The 25771-nt window shown below is 71.9% G+C and carries 23 protein-coding genes; 5 read left to right on the top strand and 18 right to left on the bottom strand.

Translation table 11 applies throughout. From position 1 onward, the window contains the following. Positions 1 to 107: 107 nt before the first annotated feature. Positions 108 to 662: an SRPBCC family protein gene (locus tag BU197_RS21675; protein WP_188269968.1), complete on the top strand. Its 555-nt coding sequence runs from the start codon at positions 108 to 110 to the stop codon at positions 660 to 662. 154 nt (positions 663 to 816) lie between these two features. On the opposite strand, the gene BU197_RS21670 is transcribed toward BU197_RS21675, so the two are convergent. The 4 genes from BU197_RS21670 to BU197_RS21655 form a co-directional block, all read right to left on the bottom strand. After that, positions 817 to 1377 carry a CGNR zinc finger domain-containing protein gene (locus tag BU197_RS21670; protein WP_188269967.1) on the bottom strand — a complete coding sequence of 187 codons (561 nt, stop codon included), beginning with the start codon at positions 1375 to 1377 and terminating at the stop codon, positions 817 to 819. A gap of 194 nt (positions 1378 to 1571) precedes the next feature. Further along, complete coding sequence (gene dmpG / locus BU197_RS21665) at positions 1572 to 2582, bottom strand: 4-hydroxy-2-oxovalerate aldolase (RefSeq protein ID WP_188269966.1); 1011 nt, start codon at positions 2580 to 2582, stop codon at positions 1572 to 1574. Then, entirely contained in the window at positions 2579 to 3541 is a 963-nt protein-coding gene (locus BU197_RS21660; RefSeq protein ID WP_188269965.1) for an acetaldehyde dehydrogenase (acetylating), read from the bottom strand. Before BU197_RS21660 ends, dmpG begins: the two co-directional genes overlap by 4 nt. A gap of 9 nt (positions 3542 to 3550) precedes the next feature. Beyond that, positions 3551 to 4357: a 2-keto-4-pentenoate hydratase gene (locus tag BU197_RS21655; protein WP_188269964.1), complete on the bottom strand. Its 807-nt coding sequence runs from the start codon at positions 4355 to 4357 to the stop codon at positions 3551 to 3553. A 69-nt stretch (positions 4358 to 4426) separates the two neighbouring features. Between BU197_RS21655 and BU197_RS21650 the strand changes: the two genes are divergently transcribed. Then, on the top strand, positions 4427 to 5176 hold the full coding sequence (locus BU197_RS21650; RefSeq protein WP_188269963.1) for an IclR family transcriptional regulator: 750 nt from the start codon (positions 4427 to 4429) through the stop codon (positions 5174 to 5176). Between the two features lie 12 nt (positions 5177 to 5188). On the opposite strand, the gene BU197_RS21645 is transcribed toward BU197_RS21650, so the two are convergent. From BU197_RS21645 to BU197_RS21630, 4 genes are all read right to left on the bottom strand, one after another. Beyond that, on the bottom strand, positions 5189 to 6463 hold the full coding sequence (locus BU197_RS21645; RefSeq protein ID WP_188269962.1) for an FAD-dependent monooxygenase: 1275 nt from the start codon (positions 6461 to 6463) through the stop codon (positions 5189 to 5191). A gap of 97 nt (positions 6464 to 6560) precedes the next feature. Further along, positions 6561 to 7295 (bottom strand): maleylpyruvate isomerase family mycothiol-dependent enzyme, encoded by a 735-nt coding sequence (locus BU197_RS21640; RefSeq protein WP_188269961.1) that lies wholly within the window; start codon positions 7293 to 7295, stop codon positions 6561 to 6563. Beyond that, a complete protein-coding gene (locus BU197_RS21635) occupies positions 7292 to 8113 on the bottom strand; it encodes a fumarylacetoacetate hydrolase family protein (protein ID WP_188269960.1) in 822 nt (273 codons plus the stop codon). Before BU197_RS21635 ends, BU197_RS21640 begins: the two co-directional genes overlap by 4 nt. A gap of 2 nt (positions 8114 to 8115) precedes the next feature. Beyond that, positions 8116 to 9276, bottom strand: a complete 1161-nt coding sequence (locus BU197_RS21630; protein ID WP_188269959.1) for a cupin domain-containing protein — start codon at positions 9274 to 9276, stop codon at positions 8116 to 8118. A gap of 111 nt (positions 9277 to 9387) precedes the next feature. Here BU197_RS21630 and BU197_RS21625 point away from each other — a divergent pair, with 111 nt between their 5' ends. Further along, the gene (locus BU197_RS21625) at positions 9388 to 10167 is read left to right on the top strand and encodes an IclR family transcriptional regulator (protein ID WP_188269958.1); all 780 of its coding nucleotides are present in this window, start codon (positions 9388 to 9390) and stop codon (positions 10165 to 10167) included. A gap of 94 nt (positions 10168 to 10261) precedes the next feature. On the opposite strand, the gene BU197_RS21620 is transcribed toward BU197_RS21625, so the two are convergent. From BU197_RS21620 to BU197_RS21610, 3 genes are all read right to left on the bottom strand, one after another. Continuing rightward, on the bottom strand, positions 10262 to 11107 hold the full coding sequence (locus BU197_RS21620; protein WP_188269957.1) for an alpha/beta fold hydrolase: 846 nt from the start codon (positions 11105 to 11107) through the stop codon (positions 10262 to 10264). Next, positions 11107 to 12039: a VOC family protein gene (locus tag BU197_RS21615; protein ID WP_188269956.1), complete on the bottom strand. Its 933-nt coding sequence runs from the start codon at positions 12037 to 12039 to the stop codon at positions 11107 to 11109. The genes BU197_RS21620 and BU197_RS21615 overlap by 1 nt, the downstream gene beginning before the upstream one ends. 171 nt (positions 12040 to 12210) lie before the next feature. Continuing rightward, complete coding sequence (locus tag BU197_RS21610) at positions 12211 to 13755, bottom strand: FAD-dependent monooxygenase (protein WP_188269955.1); 1545 nt, start codon at positions 13753 to 13755, stop codon at positions 12211 to 12213. Between the two features lie 410 nt (positions 13756 to 14165). On the opposite strand from BU197_RS21610, the gene BU197_RS21605 reads away from it, so the two are divergent. After that, the gene (locus tag BU197_RS21605) at positions 14166 to 14822 is read left to right on the top strand and encodes a TetR/AcrR family transcriptional regulator (RefSeq protein WP_317452285.1); all 657 of its coding nucleotides are present in this window, start codon (positions 14166 to 14168) and stop codon (positions 14820 to 14822) included. A 206-nt stretch (positions 14823 to 15028) separates the two neighbouring features. Here BU197_RS21605 and BU197_RS21600 read toward each other — a convergent pair whose 3' ends face one another. From BU197_RS21600 to BU197_RS21590, 3 genes are all read right to left on the bottom strand, one after another. After that, the gene (locus tag BU197_RS21600; protein ID WP_188269954.1) at positions 15029 to 16006 is read right to left on the bottom strand and encodes a hypothetical protein; all 978 of its coding nucleotides are present in this window, start codon (positions 16004 to 16006) and stop codon (positions 15029 to 15031) included. Then, positions 16003 to 16584 carry an RNA polymerase sigma factor gene (locus tag BU197_RS21595; protein WP_188269953.1) on the bottom strand — a complete coding sequence of 194 codons (582 nt, stop codon included), beginning with the start codon at positions 16582 to 16584 and terminating at the stop codon, positions 16003 to 16005. Before BU197_RS21595 ends, BU197_RS21600 begins: the two co-directional genes overlap by 4 nt. 524 nt (positions 16585 to 17108) lie before the next feature. Continuing rightward, positions 17109 to 17801, bottom strand: a complete 693-nt coding sequence (locus BU197_RS21590) for a nitroreductase family protein (protein WP_188269952.1) — start codon at positions 17799 to 17801, stop codon at positions 17109 to 17111. 357 nt (positions 17802 to 18158) lie between these two features. On the opposite strand from BU197_RS21590, the gene BU197_RS21585 reads away from it, so the two are divergent. Further along, positions 18159 to 19562 carry a cellulose binding domain-containing protein gene (locus tag BU197_RS21585; RefSeq protein WP_188269951.1) on the top strand — a complete coding sequence of 468 codons (1404 nt, stop codon included), beginning with the start codon at positions 18159 to 18161 and terminating at the stop codon, positions 19560 to 19562. A gap of 85 nt (positions 19563 to 19647) precedes the next feature. Here the strand turns inward: BU197_RS21585 and BU197_RS21580 are convergent, their stop codons facing one another. From BU197_RS21580 to BU197_RS21565, 4 genes are all read right to left on the bottom strand, one after another. After that, positions 19648 to 20295 carry a hypothetical protein gene (locus BU197_RS21580; protein WP_188269950.1) on the bottom strand — a complete coding sequence of 216 codons (648 nt, stop codon included), beginning with the start codon at positions 20293 to 20295 and terminating at the stop codon, positions 19648 to 19650. 113 nt (positions 20296 to 20408) lie between these two features. Continuing rightward, positions 20409 to 23633, bottom strand: a complete 3225-nt coding sequence (locus tag BU197_RS21575) for a phosphatidylinositol-specific phospholipase C domain-containing protein (RefSeq protein WP_188269949.1) — start codon at positions 23631 to 23633, stop codon at positions 20409 to 20411. 173 nt (positions 23634 to 23806) lie between these two features. Further along, positions 23807 to 24574: a restriction endonuclease gene (locus BU197_RS21570; RefSeq protein WP_188269948.1), complete on the bottom strand. Its 768-nt coding sequence runs from the start codon at positions 24572 to 24574 to the stop codon at positions 23807 to 23809. Positions 24575 to 25159: 585 nt separating this feature from the next. Then, positions 25160 to 25606, bottom strand: a complete 447-nt coding sequence (locus BU197_RS21565; protein ID WP_188269947.1) for a hypothetical protein — start codon at positions 25604 to 25606, stop codon at positions 25160 to 25162. Positions 25607 to 25771 lie beyond the last annotated feature (165 nt).

Below are 25771 nucleotides of genomic sequence, written 5' to 3'. Positions count from 1 at the left end.
CAGGCGTGGCGCCGTGTCGGGGCCCAGAATGGGGTGGCTTCTTCCTGCCCGGCCGCCTCCCCGGTGACCGCGTCGACAGTCGAGCAGCAGTGCGAAAGGGACATCGGATGCACGAGACGACGAACGGCGATCCGGGCGTGCACTGGCCGGCCGGTTTCTCGCCGGACGACGCGCACGGTCATTTCGAGCGTGAGGCCCTGGTGCGGACGTCGGCGGACCGGGTGTTCGCGCTGCTCACCGATGTGTCCAGCTGGCCCCGGTGGGCGCCCGAGGTGTCCGAGGTGTCCATCGACAAGCTGGCGCAGATCTTCGAGGTGCGGTGGCACGGGCACCGGTTCGAGGTGTTCGTGGGCGAGTACGAGCCCCCGCGCCGGATCGGCTGGCTGGGGATCGGTGCGGGGGTGCGGCTGTATCAGTCCTGGTTGATCACCGCGACCGAGGAGGGGACCCGGCTGTTGACCGCGAACGTGGTGCGCGGTGCCGCGCCGAAGTCGCTCGACGTGCTGTCCGAGCTGTGGCTGAACCATCTCGCCGACATGTGGCACGCGCAGGTCGCGAGAGTGTCGGAGGGTGCCCCTCGGCCCGGGGAGTCGTCCCCGGCGGAGTCGTCCCCGGCGGAGTCCGGTTCGCCGGAGTCCGGTTCGCCGCAGGCCGGGGAGTGATGCCCGGGACGCGGCTTGCCGAGCCTCGGGGTGCTTCCGGGCGGTGGGGCGGCCTCGGGTTGCGGATCGGGGCCGGGCTCCAGGTCGAGTCCGGGCTACGGGTCGAGTCCGAGCTACAGACTACGGACTGAGGGCTACGGGCTGCGGGTCGGCTTCAGGACGCGGGGCGGCTTCGGGTGGGGTGTCGGCGGGCCCGGTAGTTGGCGGCCTTGACGCGGTTTCCGCAGGTCCGCATCGCGCACCATTCGCGGCGGCGGCCGCGCGAGCGGTCGAGGTAGACCTGGGCGCAATCGGGGCGGGCGCACTCCCGCAGCAGCTCCGCGTCGTCTCCGCCGAGGAGGAGCGCCGCCTCACGGGCCAGGGTCGCGAGGCCCTGGGCGACCGATCCCGTGCGCAGGACGCCCTCGGGTCCCAGCCGTACCGTGACGGGCGGTCCGGAGGCGTGCAGATTGACCTCCGCGAGCTGCTCGGCGGGGAGCGGGCGGGCGTCGAGGCGGGCGGACACGAGGGCGTGGATGGCCTCGCGCAGCCGTACGGCGACGGTCACCTCGGCATCGGTCGCGCAGGGGGGCAGGTCGAGCATTCCGGATTCCGTGAACCAGTCGTCGAGGAGTCCGGGCGTGGCCAGTCCCTCCAGGGGTTCGGCGTGACGCCGGGCCCGCAGGGTGCCGACGAAGTCCAGGCAGAGTGTCCCGCAGGGAAAGGCGTGATGCACGTAACCATATTGACCGGTGATGTACGGGGGGCGCAAGCCTCGTGTTTCTCCTCGTCGACACGTGTGCGGCGCCGTGCCGGGCCGTGCCGGGCCGCCGGAGGGGCGGTGGGCGGTCCGGCCGGGGGTCCGGACCGCCCACCGGGGGTCGGGGCGCCGGTCCGGTCGGGGGTCCGGACCGGCGTCCCTTCCCGGTCTCAGCGCGCGGCCGCCAGGCCGAGGGCGATGTCGACGATCATGTCCTCCTGGCCGCCGACCAGACGGCGTCGGCCGCACTCCATCAGGATGGCGCGCACATCGACCTCGTAGCGCTGCGCGGCGGCTTCCGCGTGTCGCAGGAAGCTGGAGTAGACGCCCGCGTAGCCGAGAGTGAGGGTTTCGCGGTCGACCCGGACCGGGCGGTCCTGGAGGGGGCGGACGATGTCGTCGGCGGCGTCCTGGAGTCCGGCCAGGTCGCAGCCGTGCCGGAAACCGGAGAGGTCGGCGACGGCGACGAAGGCCTCGATGGGGCAGTTGCCCGCGCCCGCTCCGTGTCCGGCGAGCGAGGCGTCGACGCGGTAGGCGCCGTTCTCGACCGCGACCACCGAGTTGGCGACGGAGAGCGAGAGGTTCTCGTGGGCGTGGATGCCGATCTCGGTGGCCGGGTCGAGGACGTCGCGGTAGGCGCGGACCCGGGCGGCGACGTCGTTCATCGTCAGCCGGCCGCCGGAGTCGGTGACGTAGACGCAGTGGGCGCCGTAGGACTCCATCAGCTTGGCCTGGCGGGCGAGCTGTTCGGGTTCGGCCATGTGGGAGAGCATCAGGAAGCCGGAGACGTCCATGCCGAGTTCGCGGGCGGCGGCGATGTGCTGGGCGGAGACGTCGGCTTCGGTGCAGTGGGTGGCGACCCGTGCGGAGCGGACGCCGAGGGCGTAGGCCTGCTTGAGTTCGTGGACGGTGCCGACGCCCGGCAGCAGCAGGGTGGTGAGGCGGGCGCGCTTGAGGACGGAGGCGGCGGCCTCGATCCACTCCCAGTCGGTGTGGGAGCCGGGGCCGTAGTTGACGGAGCCGCCGGCGAGGCCGTCGCCGTGGGCGACCTCGATGGCGTCGACTCCGGCCTCGTCCAGGGCCACGACGATGCGTTGGACGTCCTCGGGGCTTATACGGTGCCGGACGGCGTGCATGCCGTCGCGGAGGGTGACGTCCTGGACGAAGATCGGGGTGCTCACTTCGCGGTCTCCTTCGCGGCGGCGATCTTCTCGGCCATCCGCACGGCGGCCGAGGTCATGATGTCGAGGTTTCCCGCGTACGCCGGGAGGTACATGCCGGCGCCCTCGACTTCGAGGAAGACCGACACCTGGTGGGTCGGGCGGGTGTCGGTGTCCTCCGCGAGGAGGGTCTCGACGGGCTGGTCGGCGGGGATCTCGGTGATCTGGACGTCCTGGACGAGCCGGTAGCCGGGGACGTACGAGGCGACCTCGGCGGCCATCTCGGCGACGGAGGCGGTGATCCGGTCCTCGGCCGCCCGGGTTTCCTCGCCTTCGGGCAGGGTGACGAGGGCGAAGACGGTGTCGCGCATCATGAGGGGCGGTTCGGCCGGGTTGAGGATGATGATGGCCTTGCCGCGCCGGGCGCCGCCGACGCGCACGATCGCCTCGGAGGTCGTCTCGGTGAACTCGTCGATGTTGGCGCGGGTGCCGGGTCCGGCCGACTTGGAGGCGATGGAGGCGACGATCTCGGCGTAGGCGACCGGGGCGACCCGGCTGATCGCGGCCACGACGGGGATGGTGGCCTGGCCTCCGCAGGTGACCATGTTGACGTTCGGCGCGTCGAGGTGTTCCTCCAGGTTGACCGCCGGGATGACGTAGGGGCCGATCGCGGCCGGGGTCAGGTCGATCACGCGGATGCCGAGCGGGCGCAGCTTGGCGTCGTTGGTCCGGTGGGCTCCGGCGGAGGTGGCGTCGAAGACGATGCCGATCTCGTCGATCAGCGGCGACTTCAGGAGTCCGTCGACGCCTTCGGCGGTGGTCTCGAAGCCGAGGCGGGCGGCGCGGGCCAGTCCGTCGGATGCGGGGTCGATGCCGACCATGACGCCCATGTCGAGGTGTTCGGCCTGGCGCATGATCTTGATCATCAGGTCGGTGCCGATGTTGCCCGAGCCGATGATGGCGACCTTGGTCTTGCTCATCGTCGTTCCTTACGCGGAGAAGGCGACCGACACCGAGCCGAGGCCGGTGACGGTGGCGTGGACGGCGGTGCCCGGCGTCACGGGACGCATCGGGCCGAGGGCGCCGGAGAGGACGATCTGTCCAGCGCGGAGGGGTTCGCCCAGCTCGCGGGCCTGGCGGGCGAGCCAGACGACGGCGTTGACCGGGTCGCCGAGGCAGGCGGCGCCGCTGCCGGTGGAGACGGTCTCGCCGTCGACGGTCATGGTCATCGCGGCGGCGACGGGGTCGAAGCCGGTGAGCGGGACGCGCCGGGTGCCGAGGACGTAGCCGCCTGCGGAGGCGTTGTCGGCGACGGTGTCGCCGAAGCTGATGTCCCAGTCGGCGATCCGGCTGCCGCAGATCTCGATCGCGACGACGGCGTGGTCGACGGCCGCGCGTACCTGGGCGTCGTCGAGGGGGCCTTCGGCGAGGTCGGCGCCGAGGACGAAGGCGATCTCGGCCTCGACGCGGGGCTGGAGGATCGCGTCGGCGGGGACGGTCGCGCCGTCGGTGTAGGCCATGTCGTCGAAGAGGAAGCCGAAGTCGGGTTGGTCGACGCCGAGCTGTCGCTGTACGGCTTCGGAGGTGAGGCCGATCTTCCGGCCGACCACGGTGGCGCCCGCCTCGGTCCGCTCGGCGGTGAGCCGGCGCTGCACGGCGTACGCGGCCTGGACGTCGTCGCGGCCGATGAGGTCGCGTACGGGGGCGGCGGGGGTGCCGGTGGCGGCGGCCGTGCGGAGCCGGGCCGCGGCGGCGGCGATGCGGTCGGCTCCGGCGGGGGGCTGGTTCTGGGGCATGTCGTCCAATCTGCGGTATGAGGGGCGGGGACTCCACGATGGCGTTCCACTGAGCGGTACGCTCTTGTCATGGAGGACAGCGACACAGTCCTGGGCAAGGCCCTGGGGATCCTGCGGGCGTTCGGCCCGGCCGATTCCGTGCTGCCGCTCGCCGAGCTGGTGCGGCGTACGGGACTGGCGAAGGGGACCGTCCACCGGGTCGCGGGGGATCTGGTCCACCACCGGCTGCTCGACAAGACCGAGCGCGGCTACCGGCTCTCCGGCGGTCTCTTCGAGCTGGGGCTGCGCGCCGCCGCCGAGCGGACTCTCCTGGAGGTGGCGATGCCGTACCTCCAGGACCTCTACGAGCGCACCCACGAGACGGTGCACCTCGGTGTGCGCGAGGGCCAGGAGGTCGTGTACGTCGCCAAGATCGGCGGGCACCGGCAGGCCCGGACGCCCTCCCGTACCGGCGGGCGGATGCCGCTGCACTGCACGGCGATCGGCAAGGTGCTGCTCGCGTACGCCGGGGAGGGGGAGTGGGCCGCCGTCCTGAACGGCCCGCTGGACCGCCGTACGCCGCACACCGTGATCGCCCCGGGGCTGCTCCGCCGCCAGCTGACGCGGGCGGTGGAGAGCGGGGTGGCGTACGAGCACGAGGAGTCCGCGCCCGGTCTGCTGTGCGTCGCCGCGCCGGTCCTCGCGCCCGACGGGGTGACGGCGGTCGCCGCCGTCAGTGTGACCGGCCCGGTCGGGCGCTTCCGGCCCGAGTCCCACGCGAACGCCGTGCGCGCGGCGGCCACGGCGCTCGGCACCACCCTGGCCCGGCGGCGGGCCTGAGCCGGTCCGCGGTCAGGCGGCCGGTTCCCCGACGGGTGCGGAGGAGAGCGGGACGGGGGTGAACATGGCGGGTTCCTCGTCGGGGGCGAGCGCGGTGGGGCCGTACACCCAGTCGGTGAAGGAGTAGTCGTGCTCGTCCCGGGCGCGCAGGATCGTGTTGCGGCGCAGGCGGTCGTCGCCTTCGAGGTGCCAGAGTGCGCCCCAGGAGCGGGCGGTGGTCTGGACGCGGCGGCAGTGTTCGACCCGTACGGCCTCGTACGCGGCGAGGGCGGCGTCCCGGTCGGGGGTGGCGTCCGGCTCGGCGGCTCCGGCGTAGTGGCGGGCGAGTACCCAGCCGTCCTCGATCGCCATGATCGCGCCCTGGGCCATGTACTGGAGGGGCGGGTGGGCGGCGTCGCCGAGCAAGGCGATCCGGCCGTGGACCCACTTCTCGATGGGTTCGCGGTCGAACATGCGCCACCAGCGGTCGCGCCACATCAGCGGGATGCCCTTGCGGACGGTGTCGCAGGTGCCCTCGAAGGCGGTGTCCAGTTCGTCGGGGGTGCCCCAGTCCTCCTGGCCGGCCAGGGCCTTCGGCGATTCGAAGACGGCGACCTGGTTGAACATGTCGCCGCCGCGCAGGGCGTACTGGACGAAGTGGCAGCGGGGTCCGACGTAGACGGTGACGTCCTTCTCCGCGATCCCGTTCTCCGCGACGTGGTCGATGGGGACGGCGGAGCGGTAGGCGACGTAGGAGGAGTTGACCACGTCGTCGCCGATCAGGTCGCGGCGGGCCACCGAGTGCAGTCCGTCGGCGGCGACGACCAGCGGGGCGGACTCGACGCCGCCGTCGGCGAGGCGGACCAGGGCGCCGTCGTCGGTGTTCTCGTAGCCGGTGACGATCCGGTCGTTGAGCAGGTCGACTCCGGCGCGTTCGCAGGCGCGCAGGAGGATGCCGTGCAGGTCGCTGCGGTGGATGACCAGGTAGGGGAAGCCGTAGCGGCGTTCGAGGTCGCGCAGGTCGAGGCGGGTCAGGACGCGGGCGTCGACGGCGTCGCGCATCACCATGTTCTCGGGGACGACGCCCAGGGACACGGCCTCGTCGAGCAGTCCGTACTCGGCGAGGATGCGGGTGCAGTTCGGGGCGAGCTGGAGCCCGGCGCCGACCTCGCCGTACGCGGGGGCCTGTTCGAGGACGCGTACCCGCAGTCCCTGGCGGGCGAGGGCGAAGGCGGCGCCGAGGCCGCCGATGCCCCCGCCGACCACCAGGACGTCGGGCCGGCCGGACGGGGTGGATGCAGGGTTCATGTGCTGTTCCTTGGGTGTACGGGGCGGGCCCCGGGCTCCGGGGAGGTTCAGGGGGCGGGCCCCCGGCTCGCCGGGGGCCCGGGGCCCGCGCCGGGGGTCAGAGCCAGGCGCCCAGCAGGGGGGCGGGCGAGCCGTCCGGGGTGCGCGGGGCGGTGTCCCGTCCGGTGAGGTAGGCCGCGAGGGTGTGCGGCGGGCCGACGACCTCGGCGGGTTCGCCGTCGCCCGGCAGCTCCCAGACGTGTCCTGCGTCCGGGGTCCGCAGGAGCACGGCGGGGCCGGGGGCCGTCGCCCGCCTGGCGGCGACCTCGTCGCACAGGGCGGTGAGGAAGTCGGCGGGGAGGTCGGCGAAGGAGACGTCCGTCGCCAGGTCGACGGCGTGGACGCACACCTCGCGGGCGCGCATCCAGGGCAGTTCGGTGGCGGGGACGGTCCGGCCCTGGGCGGTGACGACCTCCTGCCGCCACCGCTCCTCGCCGAGGGCGTCCATCCGTGCCTCCAGGGTGTCCGCCGAGCGGCGCAGCCAGGCGGTCAGTTGGTTGGCGGGCAGGGCGCGGCCTCGCTCGATGCCCTCGGCGCGCTCCTCGGGCGAGGCGTACATCGGGGTGGGTTCGCCGGTCGCGGCCCAGTGGACCAGGTTGCCCAGGGCCTCGGCGTTGGCGGCGACGTGCGCGGCGACGTGGGCGCGGGTCCAGCCGGGGAGGGCGCTGGGCGCGGCGTAGCCGGTGTCGGAGAGTGCGGCGACGGCGTCGGAGAGGAGTTCGGTGCCGATCAGGGTCCAGCGGCGGGCGTCGGCGAAGGTGCGGAGGGCGGGGGTCCGGGAGGCGGGGGTCATGCGGTGACCTTGTTGACGCAGGCGCCGAGGCCGTCGATGGCGGTGGTCACGGTCTGGCCGGGGCGCAGGAAGACCTGGGGGTCGCGGGCGTTGCCGACTCCGGCGGGGGTGCCGGTGGCGATGATGTCGCCGGGGTGGAGGGTGATGACGGTGGAGATGTACCGGACGAGGAAGACGGGGTCGAACAGGAGGGTGCCGGTGTCGTCCTGCTGCATGACCCGGCCGTCGACGGTGGTCTCGACCCGGAGGGCGGGGCGGACGCCGCCGACCTCGTCGGGGGTGACGACGTAGGGGCCGACGGGGGTGGTGGCCTCCCAGATCTTGCCCTGGGTCCATTCGATGGTGCGGAACTGCCAGTCGCGGGCGGAGATGTCGTTCATGACGGTGAAGCCCGCGATGGCGTCGGCGGCTTCCCGTTCGTCGGCGCGGCGCACCCGCTCGCCGACGACGAGGGCGAGTTCGACCTCCCAGTCGAGGGCGTCGGTCTCGGGCGGCTTGACGATGTCGTCGTGGGCGCCGAGGAGGGTGTCGGCGAACTTGGTGAAGAGGGTCGGGTGGGTGGGCAGCTCCCGGCCCATCTCCTTGATGTGGTTCGTGTAGTTGTGGCCGACGCAGACGATCTTGGAGGGGTGGGGGACGACGGGTGCGAAGTCCGCGCCTTCGGCGGGGGTGGCGGGGCCGGTGGCGGTGGCCTTGGTCCGCCAGTCGGGCTCGGCGAACAGCGCGCCCAGGTCGGGGTAGCCGAGGTCGACGTGGACCTCGCCGTCGAGGCGGACCGCCCGGGTGCCGTGGGCGGTGCGGAGGGTGGCGAGCTTCATGGTCAGACGTCCTTCTGGGTGCGGTGGAGCCCCAGCGCCTCGAAGACGGGCGCGTCGGAGAAACGGAACAGGTCGAGGGCGCCGGAGTCGGAGTCGCTCGTACCGGCATCGGAGCGGGCGGTGAACGGTTCCCAGGAGGGGACGACGAACAGGTCGCCGCGGCCGACCGTCCAGGACCGCTCCCCCACGGTGACCACGCCGGAGCCGTCGAAGACCTGGTAGACGGAGGAGCCGGTCTCCCGTACGGGGACGGTCTCGGCGTGGCGGGCGATGCGGTGGAACTCGGCGCGGAGGGTGGGCAGGACGTCGGAGCCGTCGTGCGGGTTGGTGTAGCGCACCGCCGCGTGGCCGGGTCCCACGGTGCCGCCGTGGCCTTCCCTCTCCAGGAGCAGCTGGTCGCGCAGGGCGGCGTCGGTGTACTCCCACTTGTAGGAGAGGAGCGGGCTGCCGGGGGTGGTCGGGGTGGCCGACAGGGGGCGCAGTCCCGGGTGGGCCCAGAGGCGTTCGGAGCGCGAGCGGTGCGGGGTGATCCGTTCGCTCGTGTCGATCTCGTCGCGGCCGAACTCGAAGAACTGGGACTCGGTGACGTACTGGAAGGGGATGTCCAGGCCGTCGATCCAGGCCATCGGTTCGGTGGTGGCGTTGTGGTGGGCGTGCCAGTTCCAGCCTGCCTGGGGGAGGAAGTCGCCCCGGTTCATCGGGACCGGGTCTCCGCCGACGACCGTCCAGACGCCCGAGCCCTCGACGACGAAGCGGAAGGCGTGCTGGGTGTGGCGGTGCTCGGGGGCGTCCTCGCCGGGCATCAGGTACTGGATGGCCGCCCAGAGCGTCGGGGTGGCGAAGGGGCGTCCGCCGAGGGCGGGGTTGGCCAGGGCGATGGCGCGGCGTTCGCCGCCCCGGCCCACCGGGACGAGGTCGCCGGCGCGGGCGGCGAGTTCCCGCAGCCGCTGCCAGCGCCACAGGTGCGGGGTGGCGCGCGAGTGCGGGTGGGCCGGCATCAGGTCGCCGATCTCGGTCCACAGGGGGACGAGCAGTTCGTCCTCGAAGCCCCGGTAGAGGTCTTCCAGGGCCGGGGTGACCTCGGGCTGCCCCTTCGCGGCGACGGCCCGCAGCCGTACCGGGGAACTCGGGGCGAGGTCGTGGGAGAGGGGGGAGTCAGTCACGAGCCCAGGATGGTTCGTTCCTTCCTGAAGAACATGTAGATTCTGGAGAGCAGAACAGTTGGATGATCGACGACGAGGTCGGGGGCTGCCCCGGCCGTGACGGGACGCTTCGTGGACAAGCCGCTCAAGACACCGCCTCCCTACCCGATCGCCAGCGTCGACCACGCGCTGCGGGCCGCGGCCATCCTCCAGCTGGAGGGCGGGGCGAGCGTGTCGCGGATCGCCGAGCGGCTGGGGGTGGCCCGGTCGACCGCGCACCGGATCCTGGCGATGCTGGTCTACCGGGACTTCGCCGTGCAGGGCGAGGACCGGCTCTACCGCGCGGGCCCGGTCCTCGAAGTGGCCTCGCACTCCCAGTCCCTGGTCTCCAGGCTGCGGACGGCCGCCCTGCCCCATCTCCAGCGGGTCGTCGACCTCCTCGACGAGACCGCGAACCTGAGCGTGCGCACCGGGGACACCGTGCGGTTCCTCGCCAGCGTCGAGTGCGGGCAGGCCCTGCGGGTCGGCTCCCGTGAGGGCATGGTCTTCCCGGCCCACCGGACCACCGCAGGGCTGCTGCTCCTCGCCGACCTGTCGGACGAGGAGCTGGACGAGGTGTACGCGGCCGAGCGCTACCGGGACCGGCCGGCCGAGCGCCCGGACGCCGAAGGGCTGCGGGTGGAGCTGCGCAGGCTGCGGGCGAACGGGTTCGCGGTGAACCGGGGGCGCTCCGAGCGCGGTCTGACCGCCGTCGGCGTGCCGGTGCGCGACCGGGACGGGGGGCTGCTCGCCGGTCTTTCGGTGTCGCTGCCGAGCGTGCGATACGACCCGGTCCGGCTGCGGTCCCTGGTGGCCACCCTGGAGGCGGCGGCGCACGCCCTGGAGCGGGACCTCGCCGAGGAGGGCGCCTGATCCGCCGAAGGGCCCGTACGGCTCCGCCGTGATGGCGGTGTCGTACGGGCCCTTACGGGGTGTCGCCCCCCCGGGGGGCGGTGGCGCCTCGGGGTCAGTTGTGGGCGATGAAGTCGACGACCAGGCGGTTGAACTCGTCGGCGTGCTCGATCATCGCCCAGTGGCCGCAGTGGTTGAGGACCACCAGGCGGCTGTCGGAGATGTTCGCCAGGAGGTAGAGCGAGGTCTCGAAGGAGACGACGCGGTCGTCACGGCCGTGGATCAGCAGGGTCGGGACCTGGATCGTCGGCAGCAGTTCCGGCTTGACCCACTTCGGCAGCGGGGCGCCCTGGGGCAGGCCGTCCACGTAGTTGCGCAGGTGCTCCGGGCGGCCGAGCGCGGCGTCGGAGCGGGCCTGGCACAGTTCGGGGGTGGCGAACCGGGCCTTGTCGTAGACCATGATCTCGACGAGTCGGCGCATGTTCTCCGGGCTCGCGTCGCGGTAGGCCTCGATCAGGACCTTCAGGCCCTCGGAGGGGCCGTCGCCCGCGCCGAAGAGGGTGGGGATCCGGCCGACGGGCGGGCCCATGGTGATCAGGTGGGAGATCCGCTCGGGGTGCTCGGTGGCGAGGCGGAGCGAGGTCTGGCCGCCCATCGAGTTGCCGACGAAGGCCGCCTTGTCGAGGGCGAGCGCGTCCATGAACTGGATCGCCGCCTCAACGTGGTCGAGCCGGTCGACGGTGGCGGCGTCCGACTCGCCCCAGCCGGGCATGTCGACGGCGTACACGTGGAAGTGCTCGGCCAGCGCCTCGATGTTGCCGGCGAAGTTGCTCCAGCCGGTGGCCCCGGGACCACTGCCGTGCAGCAGGATGACCGGGTGGCCGGAGCCCGCCTCGTAGTAGCGGAGCGTCCAGTCGGCGGTCTCGACGGTGCGGGCGATGTCCTGCGGGTTCAGAGTCATCAGTGGTTCTCTTCCATCGGGTTCGGCGCGGCGGCGAGCAGGCCGGCGACGACGCCCGGAGGGCGGTGGCCCCAGCTGTGCAGCCGGTCGAGCGTCTTCACCTCCCAGGTCTCGTCGTCGATGATCAGACCGCCCCAGCCGTACTCGATGCTGAAGCCGGACGGTGTGAAGACGTAGAAGCTGAACATGTGGTCGTTCGGGTGCATGCCCAGGGTCATCTCGAAGGGCTGCTTGGCGTCCATGCACCGGTCGTAGGCGAGACCGACGTCCCTGATGTCGTCGACCTCGACCATGAAGTGGTGGGTCCTCTTCGGCGACGGCATGTCGCCGAAGGCGACGGTGTGGTGGCGGCCGTTGCAGTGCAGGAAGATCAGGTCGGCGACGATGCCCGGGGCCAGCTCCTCGACGATGATGTCGCTGATCCTGAAACCGAGCAGATCGATGTAGAAGCCCAGGTAGGTCTCCCGGGAGACGCCGTGGGACAGCAGGACCTGGTGGCCCGCGCCGCCCGCGCCAGTGACGAAGCCGCCGAGCAGCGAGGCCGACGCGAACGGGGTCTCGGCGTCGGCGAGACCGTGGACCAGTTCGATCCGGTTGCCCATCGGGTCGGCGGTGACGAAGAGGCGGTCCACCTTGCGGGCGGCGGCGAGTGCCGCGTCGCCCTCGGCGACCTCGACCCCGGCCGTACGCAGCCTGCCGACCAGGGCGTCGAGCGCCTCCGCGCTCTCCACCTCGTATCCGGTGGCCACCAGATCGTCGGCCGGGCCTTCGGTGACGACCCAGCGGTGTGCCTTCTCGTCGGTACGCAGGGTGAAGCCGTTCCCGGTCCTCTCGCCGAGCCGCATGCCGAGCAGATTGACGCCGAAGTGCTCCCAGTCGGCGAGGCTGCTCACCTCGTAGACGACGTAGCCGAGTTCCTTGACACCGGACAAGTCATTCTCCCTACTTCGCGGGGTTGAGCCGGGGGTGGTTCTGAGGGGCGGGGTTTGCGGGGGGGGGTGCGGGGGTGATCTCCGGAGGGGGCGGTGTGCCGGGTTCGTTTCCGGGGTTCGCTTCCGCGGGACGTACGGGGGTCGGAAACGGGCCGCGGGTGCGGCCCGGGATCAGACGGCGGGTACGGCGAGGCCGTGGGTGTCGGCGGCGGCGACGAACCGGTCGGGGCGGACCGCGACGACCCGGGCCCCGTACCGGCGCATCCAGGGCAGCAGGACCTCGTCCAGGTCGACCAGCTCGTCCGGGCCCTGGGTGTGCGCGGTCTTCGGGCGTACCGCGCGGTAGTGGGCGCCGAGCGCGTCCCAGCCGGCCTTCTCCTCGGCCGAGAGGAGGGTCGCCGGGTCGACGTCGTCGCCGAGCAGGACGAAGTGGTGGCCGAGGTGGGTGTCGAGGCGGGCCATCCGGCCGGCGGTGTCGCCGGTGACCGGCTGCGGGACCATCCGGCCGATGACGCTGGCGTCGCCGGTCTCGCCGCGGACCCAGCCGCCCGCGAGGACCGGCGGGGCGGTGAGCGGCGGCTCGAAGGGGGTGACCGTGTTCTCGGGCACCGCGTTCATCGCGGCCCGCTCCTCCTCGGACGCCTCCTGCTTGATCACCCGGCCGAGTCCGACGGCCAGGCCGGTGTAGAAGGCCGCGTTGGGGCGCCGCTCCGCCTCGTAGGTGTCGAGCCAGCTCTCGGGCAGTTCGCCCTTGAGGACTCCGGCGAGCTTCCAGCCCAGGTCGTGGGCGTCGCGCATACCGGTCTGCATGCCGGCGCCGGCCCACGGCGGCATCAGATGGGCGGCGTCTCCGGCGAGGAACACCCGCCCCTTGCGGAAGGTGTCGGTGATCCGGACGTGGTGCTGGTAGAAGGCGTGCTGATGGATCTCGACGTCGTCCTCGGAGACGCCGAGCGCCTTCAGGAGGGGCCAGATCTCGGCGCTCGTCGGGTAGTCCGCCGGGGTCTCGTCGGGCTTGAGCGGGATCTCCCACCGGTGGTTGCCCGCGGAGAGGGCGATGTCGACGACCGGGCGTTCCCGGTCGGACCAGAAGGTCAGGAAGTCGCGGTCGGGCCACCAGCGCTTCACATGGCAGTCGACGACCACCCAGGTGACGTCGTCGGTGTCGCCGAGCAGCTTGCAGCCGATCCGGCCCCGGGTGGCGCTGCTGCCGCCGTCGGCGCCGATCACGTACCGGGTGCGGACCGTGCGGGTGGCGCCTTCGGAGGCCGAGGTGACGGTGACGCCGTCGGCGTCCTGCTCGATGCCGGTGACCTCGCCGCCGTAGTGGACGGTGACCAGGTCGTCGTACCGCTCCCGGACGGCCGCGCGGAGTTCGGCCTCCATGGTGGGCTGGTAGATGTTGTAGAAGCGCGGGGTGCGGCCCAGGGTGGACGGCGGGTGCTCGATCCGCATGATCTCGGTGCGGTCGTACGTCATCCAGCGCAGGGCCCGCTGCGGGTCGATCACCCTCTCGACCCGCTCGTCGATGCCGAGGTCCTGGAAGATCCGCATCGTCCAGTCGTTGACCGTCACGGCGCGGGCCCGGGAGTAGAGGTCCCGGTCCCGTTCGAAGGCGACGGCCGAGATGCCGTAGGTGGCGAGGGTGAGCGCGGCGATCACACCGGTCGGGCCGTAGCCGACGATCGCGACATCCGCGTCGAATTCTGTGGTCATGCGCTGGCTCCGTGGTCAGGCTCGCACACGAGGAAAGGGGAAAGGGAGGTGAAGCAGGGGGTGAAGCCGAGGTGAAGCTGGGGGAAGTTTTGGACCGATCGGTCGGTATGAAGTGAAGGTAACAGCGCCCCTCCGTGAGCCGTCAAGAGATTCCCGGCGCCGATTTCCCGGGCACGCCGACGAGCCTGAGGCGGCCCGGCCACGGTCCGGACCCGGTCCGTCCAGGCCCCGTACACACCCCGTGCACACCCCGGGCACGGCCGCGTACACGACCTCGCCACGGCCTCACGGCGACCCGGACGCGGCCTCGCCGCGAGCCGGACGCGGCCTCGCCGCAGCCTGGGAGCAGGCCGGAAGCGGACGTGACGCCGCCGGGGAGGTCCGTCCGGGCGTCGCCTAGACTGCGGACAGTGGAGACGATCAAGACGCCCGCGTCGGAAGCCCGTACCAACCGCCGCGGCCGCCGGTCACGCCAGGAGATCCTGGACGCGGCCGCCCGCGTGATGTCCGTGCGCGGCTACGCCGGAACGTCCATGTCGACGCTCGCGAAAGAGGCGGGCCTGCCGAAAAGCGCCTTCTACCATCACTTCTCGTCGAAGGCGGGACTGCTCTCGGCCGTCATGGAGCAGGGCGCGCACCGCTTCTTCGACGCCATGCGGGCGGCCCACGCCGAACCCCCGGAGGGCGGAGCCCCCCGCGAGCGGCTCCGCTGGTACCTGCGCCGGACCGGCGAGGTCATGGAGGACGGCGAGGAGTTCCTGCGCCTGCTCTTCGTCCTGGTGATGAGCCGCGAGGCGGCGGAGGCACCGGAGGCGATGCAGACGGTGATCGGCGTGCGCGACGACGGGCGCGCCTACATGGCCCATATGATCCGCTCGTCCTTCGAGAGCGCGGGCGAGGAGACGGCCGACCGGATCGCGGTGACCCTGGCCCCCTTCGGCATGGCCGGCTACGACGGGGCGTTCGTCGCGCTCCAGTCCGACGACGGGAGGCCGGTCTCGGAGTGGATGGACCAACTGACCGATGCCCTGGTGGCGTTGGGCGAGGGGATACAGGCTTCGCGCTGAGGGCCCTGGCGGCCGGGACGGCACACGCGCTGTGGCCCCCGGGAGGTCCCGGGGGCCACAGCGCCCGCGGGGCGGGTGCGGGTCGGCCGAAGCGGAACGGCGCCGTGTGCGCGGAGCCTTCGCCCAGCCCCGGGGTGAGCGCCTGGCGGCTGTTCGCGAGGGGCGAGGACGTCTGCCCCGCGTGAAGGCGACCGCGTCGGTGCCGGTCAGGTGTCGGCCGGCACCCGGGTCGTGCTCGGTTCCGCGGCGATGACCAGGACCCCGGGCTCCTCATCGACGGGAGCCGACGCGCGGCGGATGAGTGGTTCCCATTCCTCGGGCCAGGTGGTGGAGGCGTCCCATCGGACACCGGCGAGGCGGGCTCCTTCGAGATTCGCCTGTCTCAGGTCCTGTCCGACGAAGTCGTTGCTCGCCTTCTGGACGGCCTTGACGGCCCCTGAGAGGTCATGGGCCTTGGCCCATGCCTGATCGAGGTCATCGGAGAGGTCGCGGGTGAGCATCTCCGAATCCATCGCGCTGTCGGGTTCCGCGAGCATCGGTACGAGTTCCTCCCGCAGGAGGCGGTGGGCGTCGTGGACGGCGCGCAGCAGGGGTCTGGCGTGGACCTCCAGGGACTGCCGTACGGCGGAGAGGTAGTCCGGCGGGGTCGGTTTCGTGGTCGCGGGCGGTTCTTCCACGAGGTTCTCGACCTGTTCGAGGAGCTTTTCCAGGCGTTGCACCGAGGCCCTCACCTGGAGGTCGTTGTCCTCGAACTCCAGCAGTCCGATGACGTTTTCGGTGATGCGGCGGGCGCCGGCCAGGGTGGGCATGAGGTCGGTGATGCCGTAGGAGAGAGCGGTTTGCAGGGCGTGGTGGCGGTATTTGATGCGTACGGGCGCGAGCCTGTCCGCGAGGGGATGGGAGAGGGACAGCAGTCCGGATTCCAGGTGCCCGGCGGGTGCTCCTTCCCGGTCCGGTCCCGGGGGGCGGGTCAGTCGCGGGGACACCGAGGTGCCGAGTGCCCGGTGCATACGGGCGAGCGTCCGGCTGAGGGCGAGGTCGGGATCGCGCAGTTCGGGGAGGCCGCCCTGCGCGGACAGCCGGTCGCGCACGGCGACACGGAGGGCGCCGTGCGCGAGGGCGAGGACGTCCTCCAGAGTCCGTTCGGAGCACTGCCCGTTCGAGGCGGGTGCCGGGTCACTCATCGTCCTCCCTCTTTCGTCGTCTCTCGCGTGCCGCCGTTCAGACCGAGTCCGGCCTTCAGGGCGGCGCGGGCTCTGGCGAGGTTCTGCCGAACGGCCGCGGGGGTGGTGCCCATGGCCCGCGCGCTTTCCTCCGTGGTGAATCCGTCGAGGTTCCATGCCATGGCGGCGCGTTGTTTCGCGGGAAGCCCCAGCAGCAGGGAGATGACGGTACGGATCTCCTCGTCGAGTTCCGCCGCTTGGGCGGGGGTCTGCCAGCGCATCGTCAGTTCATGCGGTTCGGGTGGTTCCGAGCAGAGTTCCTCGGGTGCGATCGTCTGTTTCACCCATGAGCGCCAGGCGACTTTCCGCAGCCAGGCTCTCGGATAGGCGATGGAGAGGCCCGGAGCGCACATCTGGGTGAAGGCGTCTTGTGCCGCGTCCTGGGCGGCTGCCCAGGAGGCTCCGTTGAGGAGGAGGAAACGGACCAGAGCGGGGTACTGCTCCTGGTGCAGTTCCTCGGCCCATTTGCGTCCGGGTAAGGCGGCGGCGGAATCCCGTGGGAGTGCGGTGACGAGTTCAGCGCCGGCGGCGTCGTCCATCACGGCCACCCCCGCTCCGGTGGGAAGCCGCTCGTACGTGCCTTTCCTTCGCGTGCTCCTGGAGCGTGCCCCACGGGACGGTGTGACGGACACGTTCCGTGACACCGGCGTCCGCGATGCGGGCCAACTCCACCTCTGCGCTGAGCCTATGGCAAGCGATCTTGACCGTACCGCTCACGACACTGACAAGAACGGTGGCCACCGCTCCTGCCACGACCGGATCCACTCGACTGTCTCCCTCCGACGCCGGACGACGGGCGCGCCTCCACACATGGCGCTGCCTACCAGTGCGTGAAGGGAGGGCGGTTGTGACATCGCGCAGGTCGGGATGGGGGACGTCGGCGGGGCGGGAGGGGGCTGCGGGGTGCCTTCGCGGGTGCGGGGCGGAAGGAGTCGCGGCGCGCCTTCGCGGGTGCGGGGGCGGCGGGTGTTCCGGGTGGCGCCGTCGTGGCGGGGGTGTCCCCCGTACGCGCGACGCCACCCGGAGACGAAGCGATCCGATCGGCGTGACGAGCCGGTTCGGGTCAGATGCGGACCATCACCTGGTCCAGGGACTTGCGGTGGAGGTCGGGGACGCGTGCGCCCTCGGCGGGGTAGCCGACCGGGATGACGTAGGCGGCTCGTTCCTCCGCGGGGCGGTCGCAGACCTCGTTGAGGAAGCGCATCGGGCTCGGGGTGTGGGTGAGGGTCGCCAGACCCGCCTGGTGGAGGGTGGCGAGGAGCAGGCCGACGGCGATGCCGACCGACTCCTTGGTGTAGTAAGGGCGCGGCGAGTCCGGTCCCTTGTGGACTTCGAAGACCACGATCACCGCGGGCGCGATCTCCAGGAACGGCTTGTTCCAGTCGGTGCCGATCGGCGCAAGGGCCTCCAGCCATTCGGCGGAGGCGCGGCGGCTGTAGAACTCGCGCTCCTCCGTCTCCGCCGCCTCGCGCAGCAGGCGCTTGCGCTCGGGGTCGGTGAGGACGACGAAGCGCCACGGCTGGACGTGCGCTCCGCTGGGCGCGGTGGCGGCGGTGCGGATCGCCCACTCCAGCACGCCCTCGGGCAGCGGGCGGTCGGAGAAGTCGCGCACGGTGCGCCGACGGTCCATCACCTCGTGGAAGTGACGGGCCCGCTCCTCTGCCTCCTCGACCGGTACGGTCATCGGCCGGTGGGGAACGGTGGGATAGGTGGGCTCAGCGGCGGATATCCCGCTCAGCTCATTGGTCTGGTCCATGAGAGCAGCACAGCATGCCGAGGGGGCTGCCGTAAACAGGTGAACCGGTGAAAGCGGCTCCGGTCCTCCGCTCCCCTCCCCCACCCGCGAGTTGCCGGGCGGGGACGAATGGCCGGACCGCTCCTTGACGAGCCCTCCCCTCCGGAAGTTCGGAGATTTCGCGCCCAGGGCTGCGAGTTACCGGGTCGGCGCCTCAACTCACCCCACTTTCCGAAGACTTGATCGAATCATCTGTTGAAAATCCTGTGGGTTCAGTAGGTTCTGCCGTGTTCAACAGGTCTACACCTGTGGTTCGCCGTACTCGCTCCCGTGCCACCGTTCACCCCCACAGGACTACCGTTCAGGAGAGTCAGCACCATGCGAAGAACCCCCCACCGACGGCTGCGTGCCGCAGTCGTCGGAGTCCTCGCCACCGGTCTCGCCGCGCTCGGTCTCGGCGCTCTTCCGGCCACCGCGAGCGCGGCCGAGCCCGCGCTCTCGGTGCAGTACCGCACCGGGATCACCGAAGCCGTCGCGGGGCAGTCCGCGCCCTGGCTGACCGTCCGCAACACCGGTTCCGTCCCGGTGCGGCTCGCCGACGTCAAGCTCCGCTACTACTTCAGCGCCGACACCGCCTCCGCCGCGTACCGCTTCGCCTGCGACTGGGCCGTGCGCGGCTGCGCCAACGTCACCGGGACCTTCGGCACGCTCTCCCCCGGCACGGCCACCGCCGACCGCTATCTGGAGATCGGCTTCACCGAAGGGGCCGGTTCCCTGGTGCCCGGCGCGAGCAGCGGTGACCTGCAACTGCGCTTCAACCGTTCCGACTGGAGCCAGCTGCGGCAGAGCGACGACCACTCGTTCTCCCCCGACCGCACCTCGTACGCCGACTGGACCAAGGTGACCGCCCATCACGCGGGTGTCACCGTCTGGGGTTCCGTGCCGGGCGGACCGGTGGAGCCGCCGCCCGCTCGGGCCCTGTTCGACGACTTCTCGTACACCTCCCACGACGATCCCCGGCTGGGCGCCCACGGCTGGATGGTGCGGAGCTGGGGCGGCGGTCCCGGGGTCCCGGGGGCGACCTGGGCGCCGGGGAACGTGTCCTTCGGCACCGACGACGGCGCTTCGGTGATGAAGCTGCGCACCGAGACCTCGGGCACCGCGGCGACCACCCGTCAGGCGGAGATCTCCACCACGACGATGAAGTTCCGCAAGGGGACCTACGCGAGCCGGATCAAGTTCAGCGACGCCCCCGTGTCCGGACCCGACGGCGACCACGTCATCCAGACCTTCTTCACCATCAACGACCTCAAGGCGCCGATGGCGGACGACTACGCCGAGTACGACTTCGAGTACCTGCCCAACGGCGGCTGGGGCGAGACCGGCAGCACGCTCTTCACCACCTCCTGGGACACCTACGACTCGACCGGCGTGGAGCCTCCGGTGAACACGCACACCGCCGACCGGGCGAGCTACGCAGGCTGGCACGACCTCGCCGTCACCATCGACGACAGCGACATCCGCTACTACGTCGACGGCCGGCTCTTCGCCACCCACGGCGCCGCCTATCTGCCCGAGCGGGGCATGCTGATCGCCTTCAACCAGTGGCTCACCGATCTCGCCGGGCAGCCGGACACCACCACGGCCCGTGTCTACGAGCAGGAGGTGGACTACGTCCTGCACGTCCAGGACCAGGTGCTGACCCCGGCCCAGATCGCCGACCGGGTCGCCGCCTACCGCGCGGCGGGGCGCACCTTCGAGGACACGGTCCCGGCGGCCTGACGCACCGCCCGCCCGCGTCGGGGCGGCGGCCCGATCCGGCCGCGGCCCCGATGCTCCGGTGGGGGACCCGCCCGGCGGCGCCGGCTCAGCCGGTCGGCGCCGCCGTCTCCCATGGCACCTCGGCCACCAGGCTCGCGCCGAGGAGCCGTACGAGGTTCCAGTAGTCGTCGTCTTCCGCTTCGAGGTCGTCGACGAGCAGCCGGGCCGAGGGGAACGGCCGGCCGGGTCGCAGTCCCGACAGGGAGATCAGCCGGGCGCGGTCCGCCGCCGGGTCGGTCTCGCCGTCGAGGCAGGCCAGCGCGGCACGGAGCGCGGGCTGGAAGGCGCCCTCCTCCCACAGCCCCTCTATCTCCTCCAGTTCGATCGTCACATGGGCGCCCGGTGCCTTCTCGATCGCCTGCCGCAGCAGGGCGGCGTGCGCGTCCACCGCGCCCTCGGCGGCGAAGAGCCGGTTCAGTACGGGAAGCGCGGCGTCCAGCCGGGTCAGCGCGCGGTCCTTCGCCGCAAGCGGCGCCGTGGCGACCACGACGCCCTCCCCGTCGTCGGTGTCGTCGGGGTCCACCGTGAACGTCCCCGTCACCAGGTCCGCCGGACGGAACATCGCCAGCCAGAGCAGCGGGATGCCGGACACGTCGTGGGCGACGACACCGGTGGCCGGGTCGAAGCCCTCGACGAAACCCGAGGGGTAGAGGGAAGCCTCGTCGGAGGAACAGAGATACGAAGAATTCGCCATGTCCCGAGGCTAACCCTGGGCACCGATCCCCCGGCCGGACCTGTGGACAACCTCGCGGCCCGGACCCCCGCCGTCACTCTCGCGGGTGATCCGGGCCTCCGATCATCGGCTGATCATCCGGTGCCGTTGAGGAACACCGAGGCGATCGGCGCGGTGTGGGTGCTGTTGACTCCTCCGGCGCCGGAGAAGTCCGCCGTCTCGTTTCCGTTCCAGTCCGCGATCGGCGAACCGTTCCGGGTCAGATGGAGGAAGCGGCCCGGGTCGTCGGCGGCGGAGCCGAACTGGAAGACCGGCTGGGGTCCGGTACCGCTGCGCGCGTACGGTCCGTACTCCACGTACGGCCCGCCGGGTGTGAGCTGCTTGGCGAGGACGTTGTCGTGGAAGACGTTCTGCGCTCCCGAGGAGCCGGCCCACTTCGCCGCCTTCGCCCCTGCGGCCCACCAGATCGGGTACCAGGTGCCGGTCTCGACGCCGCCGCCCTCGCCGCCGCAGTGGGTGGTGCAGCTGCCGGGGGCGTGCTCGTACGGCACGCGCACGGTGTTCTTCTCGAAGAGGTTCCTGCGCTCCCAGCCTCCGTGGAGGTTCAGGTCCGAGTCGAAGTCGTTGCCGTAGACGACGTTGTCGGAGGAGGACCACTGGAGGGTGAAGTGACGCAGGTTGCGCGTGGTGTTGTTCGCGTACAGCGAGTCCCAGACGCGGCTGCCACGGAAGTAGCCGTTGCCTCCCTTGCCCTTGTTCCAGGCGCCGTCGAGGTGGTTCTTCTCGAACTGGAGGTTCTTGGCGACCTCGGTGACGACCGGGTGGGAGCCGGACATGTCGGAGCTGACGCCGCGCGCCCAGGAGTCCGCGGCCCACTTGAAGACGAGGCCATGCATGGCGGCGGCGGGCGCCAGGTTGCCGTAATTGTGGTCCGCCTGCTGCCGGGTCAGTCCGGGCACGTCCTGGGTGAAGGAGAAGTTCTCGAACCCGACGCCGACCACCATCTTCAGCGGGGTCACCTTGCTGACGTAGGGGGTGGAGCCGATCGGCGAGGAGCCGTCGGATGTGGAGTCGACGGGCAGGTCGAACTCCAGCGGCTTGTCGAGCTTGAGGGTGCGGTCGACCGTGTCCACGACGCTGATGCGGAAGACCTGCTGGCGCATGTGCAGGTCCTCGTACTGGCTCGTGTCCGTGGCGCCCTGCCGCTCGTAGAACTTGCGGCTGTTGGCGGCGCCCACCCACAGGTGTCCGCCGACGCGGAACTTGGTCATGTCGGCGTTCGAGACGAGGTGGACGATCTGGCCGCCCTCACGGGCCGAGTAGGCGGAGTCGCCGATCGCGCCGCGCAGCTTCACTCCGGAGGCCCAGTGCTGGTTGACGGAGCCCTCGTAGAGGTCCTTGCGGTTGGCGGGGGCGGCGGCCCATTCGTCGGCGTAGCGCGGGGCGACGTCGCGGGTCTGGACGCGGAAGAGTCCCCGTCCCGGCCAGATCCAGCCGCCCTTGGCGGTGTCGGCGCCCGACTCGTAGGTCATGGCGTCCTGGTCCCAGCGACCGCCGTCCTTGGTCAGGGTGTCGTAGCGGGTGTCCGCGTCGGGCGCGAAGACGATCCTCGTGCCGCCCGTGCCGCCGCCCTGGCCGCGCAGGACGAGGTAGTCGGCGTCCATGGCGATCTGCCGGGTGATGTCGATGCGTCCGGCGGGCAGTTCGATCAGGGAGAGCCGGTCGAAGTTGGCCGTGGGGCTGCACTGGGTGCGGATGTGGTCGATGGCCTGCTGGAGTCCGACCGAGTCGTCCAGATTGTCGTCGGGCCTGACCTGGAAGTCGGCGGCGAGACGCTGGGGGGTGATCCGGCAGGACGTGTTCCGGTTGAACTTCTCGCTGCCGGGAAGGGCGGCGCCGCTGCGGTAGCCCGCACCCGTCCAGTTCGGCAGACCGGGCAGCGGGCCCCGGCGGTTCTGCGTGCCGAGGTCCTGGGAGGACGGCTTCGCGGAGTAGTGGTGCCGGTTGATGGTGTCGATCGCCTGACGGCTGCTGCCGTCCTCGGGCAGATGGTAGAAGTCGAGGGCCACGTAGTTGGGCTTCTTGCGGGCGGCGGGCCCGCAGATGTTCAGCGCCCGGTCGGCCAGGTCGTCGCCGTTGTCCGCGCGGGCCGTGACGGTCGTGGCGGCGTCCCTGAACTGGTTCATGACGAACAGCGGGGTGAAGCCGGGCTCCTGGTGGGTGAGAGGACGGTCACCCCAGCGGCTGAAGCACTGCCACTTGTTGCGCGTCGCGCCGATGCTCCAGTAGTTCTCGACCGTCCAGTCGTAGCCCCGGGCCACGCCGATGTCGGGGATCGCCTGGCCGTCGGTGAAGACGAGGAGCCGCTTGCCCTCCTGCCGCATCTCGGACAGCCGGGGCCAGCCCGTCGTCCGTACGCCCTGCGCCTCCGGGTCGAAGATCAGCCCGTCGAGCCCCGCCGTCACGAACGCCTGCCGAAGGGCGGCCCGGTCGCTGACGTAGTCTTCGAGGAAGAGCGTGACGATCGCGTCCGCGTCCTTCTGGAGATGCTGCTTGACCTCCTGGAGTGCGTTCGCGAGCGGGATTTGGCCGTTGATCCAGCAGGGTCCGTGGCAGAGCACGAGGGCGCCCTGCTCCTCGTAGACGTCGAGCATCAGCCCGCGTACGCCCTCGTCCAGTTGCTTCGACATGGTGTGCGACTGGTTGGGGAAGAGGGACAGCGGGTTGTAGGCGGTGCTGTTGAAGGCGTTGTGCGCGGTGAGGAAGGTCGCCTCGTCGAGCCGGGGGTCGGCCGGCGGGGTGTACTCCTCAAGCGCCAGATCGGTCAGGTACCAGCGCCCGAGGCTCGCCGTCTGGGCCAGGTCGCCGAGACCGAGCTGCTTCTCGCTGTTGTCGTCACCGCCCTGCTCCGTGGCCGCGAGCAGGTACTTCCCCGTCCAGGTGGACTTCAGCAGATAGGTGTCGGCGTCCACCTCGTCGAAGACCCAGGTGGTGCCCTCCGCCCCGCAGCTCTTCAGGACGACGTTCGCACCGACGGCGGCCACACAGTAGGCCCCGTTCACGTTGCTCTTGATGTGGTACGCCGAGCCGGCCGCCTCGAACCACCACTGGCTGCGCTTCTCCGCTTTGTAGGAGCGCTGGAGGATCTTCCGGCCCTCCGCCATGTCACCGTTCTCGGCGTCCACGGCGAAACCGTTCGCCACGTTCTGGATCTGGACCGGTCCGAGGCGGTTGGGCGGTCTCTCCGCCGCGTGGGCGACGCCGGTCACGCCGGGCAGCGCGAGCGCCGACAGCGCGAGGACGACCGCGCCGACGATCGCACGGACCGACCGCCCGACGGGGCGATCTCTCTTGTACATGGAAGGGGCTCCTTCGGAAGGCTGGGCCTTTCGGCCGATATGTCGAAGCCCACTGTCCACGTCACCGCTAACGTTCCGCTCATGTCCCGCTGGCGGCCCGGTCCCCCGCCCATGGCCACGGCTTCCCGGCCGAAGCGGCGGACCGCCCACCGGTTCCGCTTCGGGTGCCGCGCTCAGGAACCGGCCGAGGGGCGGCGGGGCGCGGGGAGCGCCCCCAGGAGTTCCCAGAGCGGTGTGGAGCCCGCGGCCCACCGGGCGAGGAGATGACGGTCCACCAGGTGGAGCCGCTGGTCGCGGGCGAAGTCGACGGCCTTGCCCGTGAAGCGCCCGTTGGTGACCAGGACGACGACATCGCCGTGGTGCACGGGCCGTCCGGTGCCGTTGAGGACGTGCAGGTCCGGGGTCCCGACGGCGGCTCCGCCCAGACCGGCCCTGCGGTGTTTGCACTGGATGACCCACAGCCGCCCGAAGGGGTCGGTGGCCTTCACGTCGGCGCCGTTGTCCCCGGCGCCGCCGACCCGGACCGCACCCGGGCAGCCGTCACGGCGCATCAGATCCCGTACGGCTTCCTCGAACTGCGAGTGGTGCAGGGCGTCGATCTGCGGCAGCACGTACCGCAGTCCCCGCTCCCGGATCCGGTCCCGGCGGGCGGCCTCCCGGCGCCGGTGCGCCCACCATCCGACGGCCGCCGCCGCGATCAGCAGCAGGACGACCGGCACCCAGGGGTGCGCTGCCAGCCAGCGCAGGGTGGCCAGGACCAGGCTCCACACCACGGCGGCGGCCAGGACCAGCGGGACGATCCGCTCCCAGCCGTACGCCTGCTTCGGCCGCCGGGATGCCGTACGGCGCCGGGGCGCGGGGGTACGGCGCGGGGGCCGGGTCGTACGGGGGCGGCGCGCGGCGGGAGGGCGGCGGGCGCCGGGCCGGGGCCGTCCGCTCACGAGACGGCCCCCGGGGTGCCTGTCCCGTCGGAGGCGTCACGGCGGGGTCGGGCCGCCGGGAGGGGTGGGCGGGATCGGAGGAGCGGGTGAGGCTGGAGGGGTCGGAGGGACCAGAGAGACCAGAGGGACCAGAGAGGCCGGAGAGGCACCACCCCGTTCCGCCACCGGATCGCCTGAAGGGGCGGGCTCGGCGCCGCCCCGTCGATCGTCGTCATGCGCGACCCGCTTTCCCCTCGCCCACGCGCCCTGGCGCGCCTCCCGGGCCGCTTCGGGGCGGCCCCGGACCAGTGCAGCCGACCGCGCGCCCGGGGCGCAGCCGGTCGGCGGACGATGGCGAGAACCCCGCCGACGCTGTCCGGTTGACGCCCGGACAGGCGTTCCCCCAGGTGGGGTGGGCCGGTCGGCTCGCGGGCGTCATGCCATCGGTGTCAGCGTCGGCGGATCCATCGGCTCGCGGGCGTCATCCCGTCGGCGTCGGCGCCGGTGAGGCACCCGGCGTCGGCGAGCCTGTCAGCTCGCGGGCGTCGTCAGGCCGTCACTCCGTCGCGTCGGCATCGGCATCGGCTCCTGCCCGCGGCGGGCCCGTCAGCTCGCAGGCGCCGTCTCGTGGCGTCGGCGGCGCCGCCGATGGGCGCGTGCCGTCCAGAGCCAGCCGAGGAGCACGACCGCGCCGCCGCCCGCGACGAGCGTGCCGGTCCGCCAGGCTCCTCCGCCGCCGGGCGGATACACCGCGCCCTCGTGGCCGACGCCCCTGGTCCGCTCGCCCTTGAGGGCGACCGGCAGACGTCCCCTCGCCTCGGTGTCGTCGAGGGCGGGTTCGGCGGGGTCGTCCGGGGTGAAGGTGCCCCGGAGCACGCAGCGGGGGCACTCGTCGGCCTGCCGGACCACCGTGAACACGCCCGGTGTGCCCGCGCCGCGCGCCACGGACCAGCCCGGCAGCGCGTACCCGATACCCACGAGGAGCAACAGCAGTCCGGTCACCAGGACGCCCCATCGGATCGCGGCGGCCCGGATCCTCTCCTGCCGGTCCATGTCCGCCCCGCCTTCGCCCCGTACCCGTACCCGTACCCGTATCCGGGCATCGTGCCATACCGGGGCAGGAGCGGACGGAGTGGTCAGGAGTCGGTCGGGGCGCGGCCACACCGTGCGGCGAGGGGAGGCGGGGAGCGGCTCCCCCTCCTCTCCCTCGTCCCCCAT

This window comes from Streptomyces sp. CBMA291 (genome assembly GCF_014596525.1).
Classification (GTDB): Bacteria; Actinomycetota; Actinomycetes; order Streptomycetales; family Streptomycetaceae; genus Streptomyces.
Note: the sequence above shows the minus strand (reverse complement) of the source record. Positions and strands in the feature narration are given on the sequence as shown.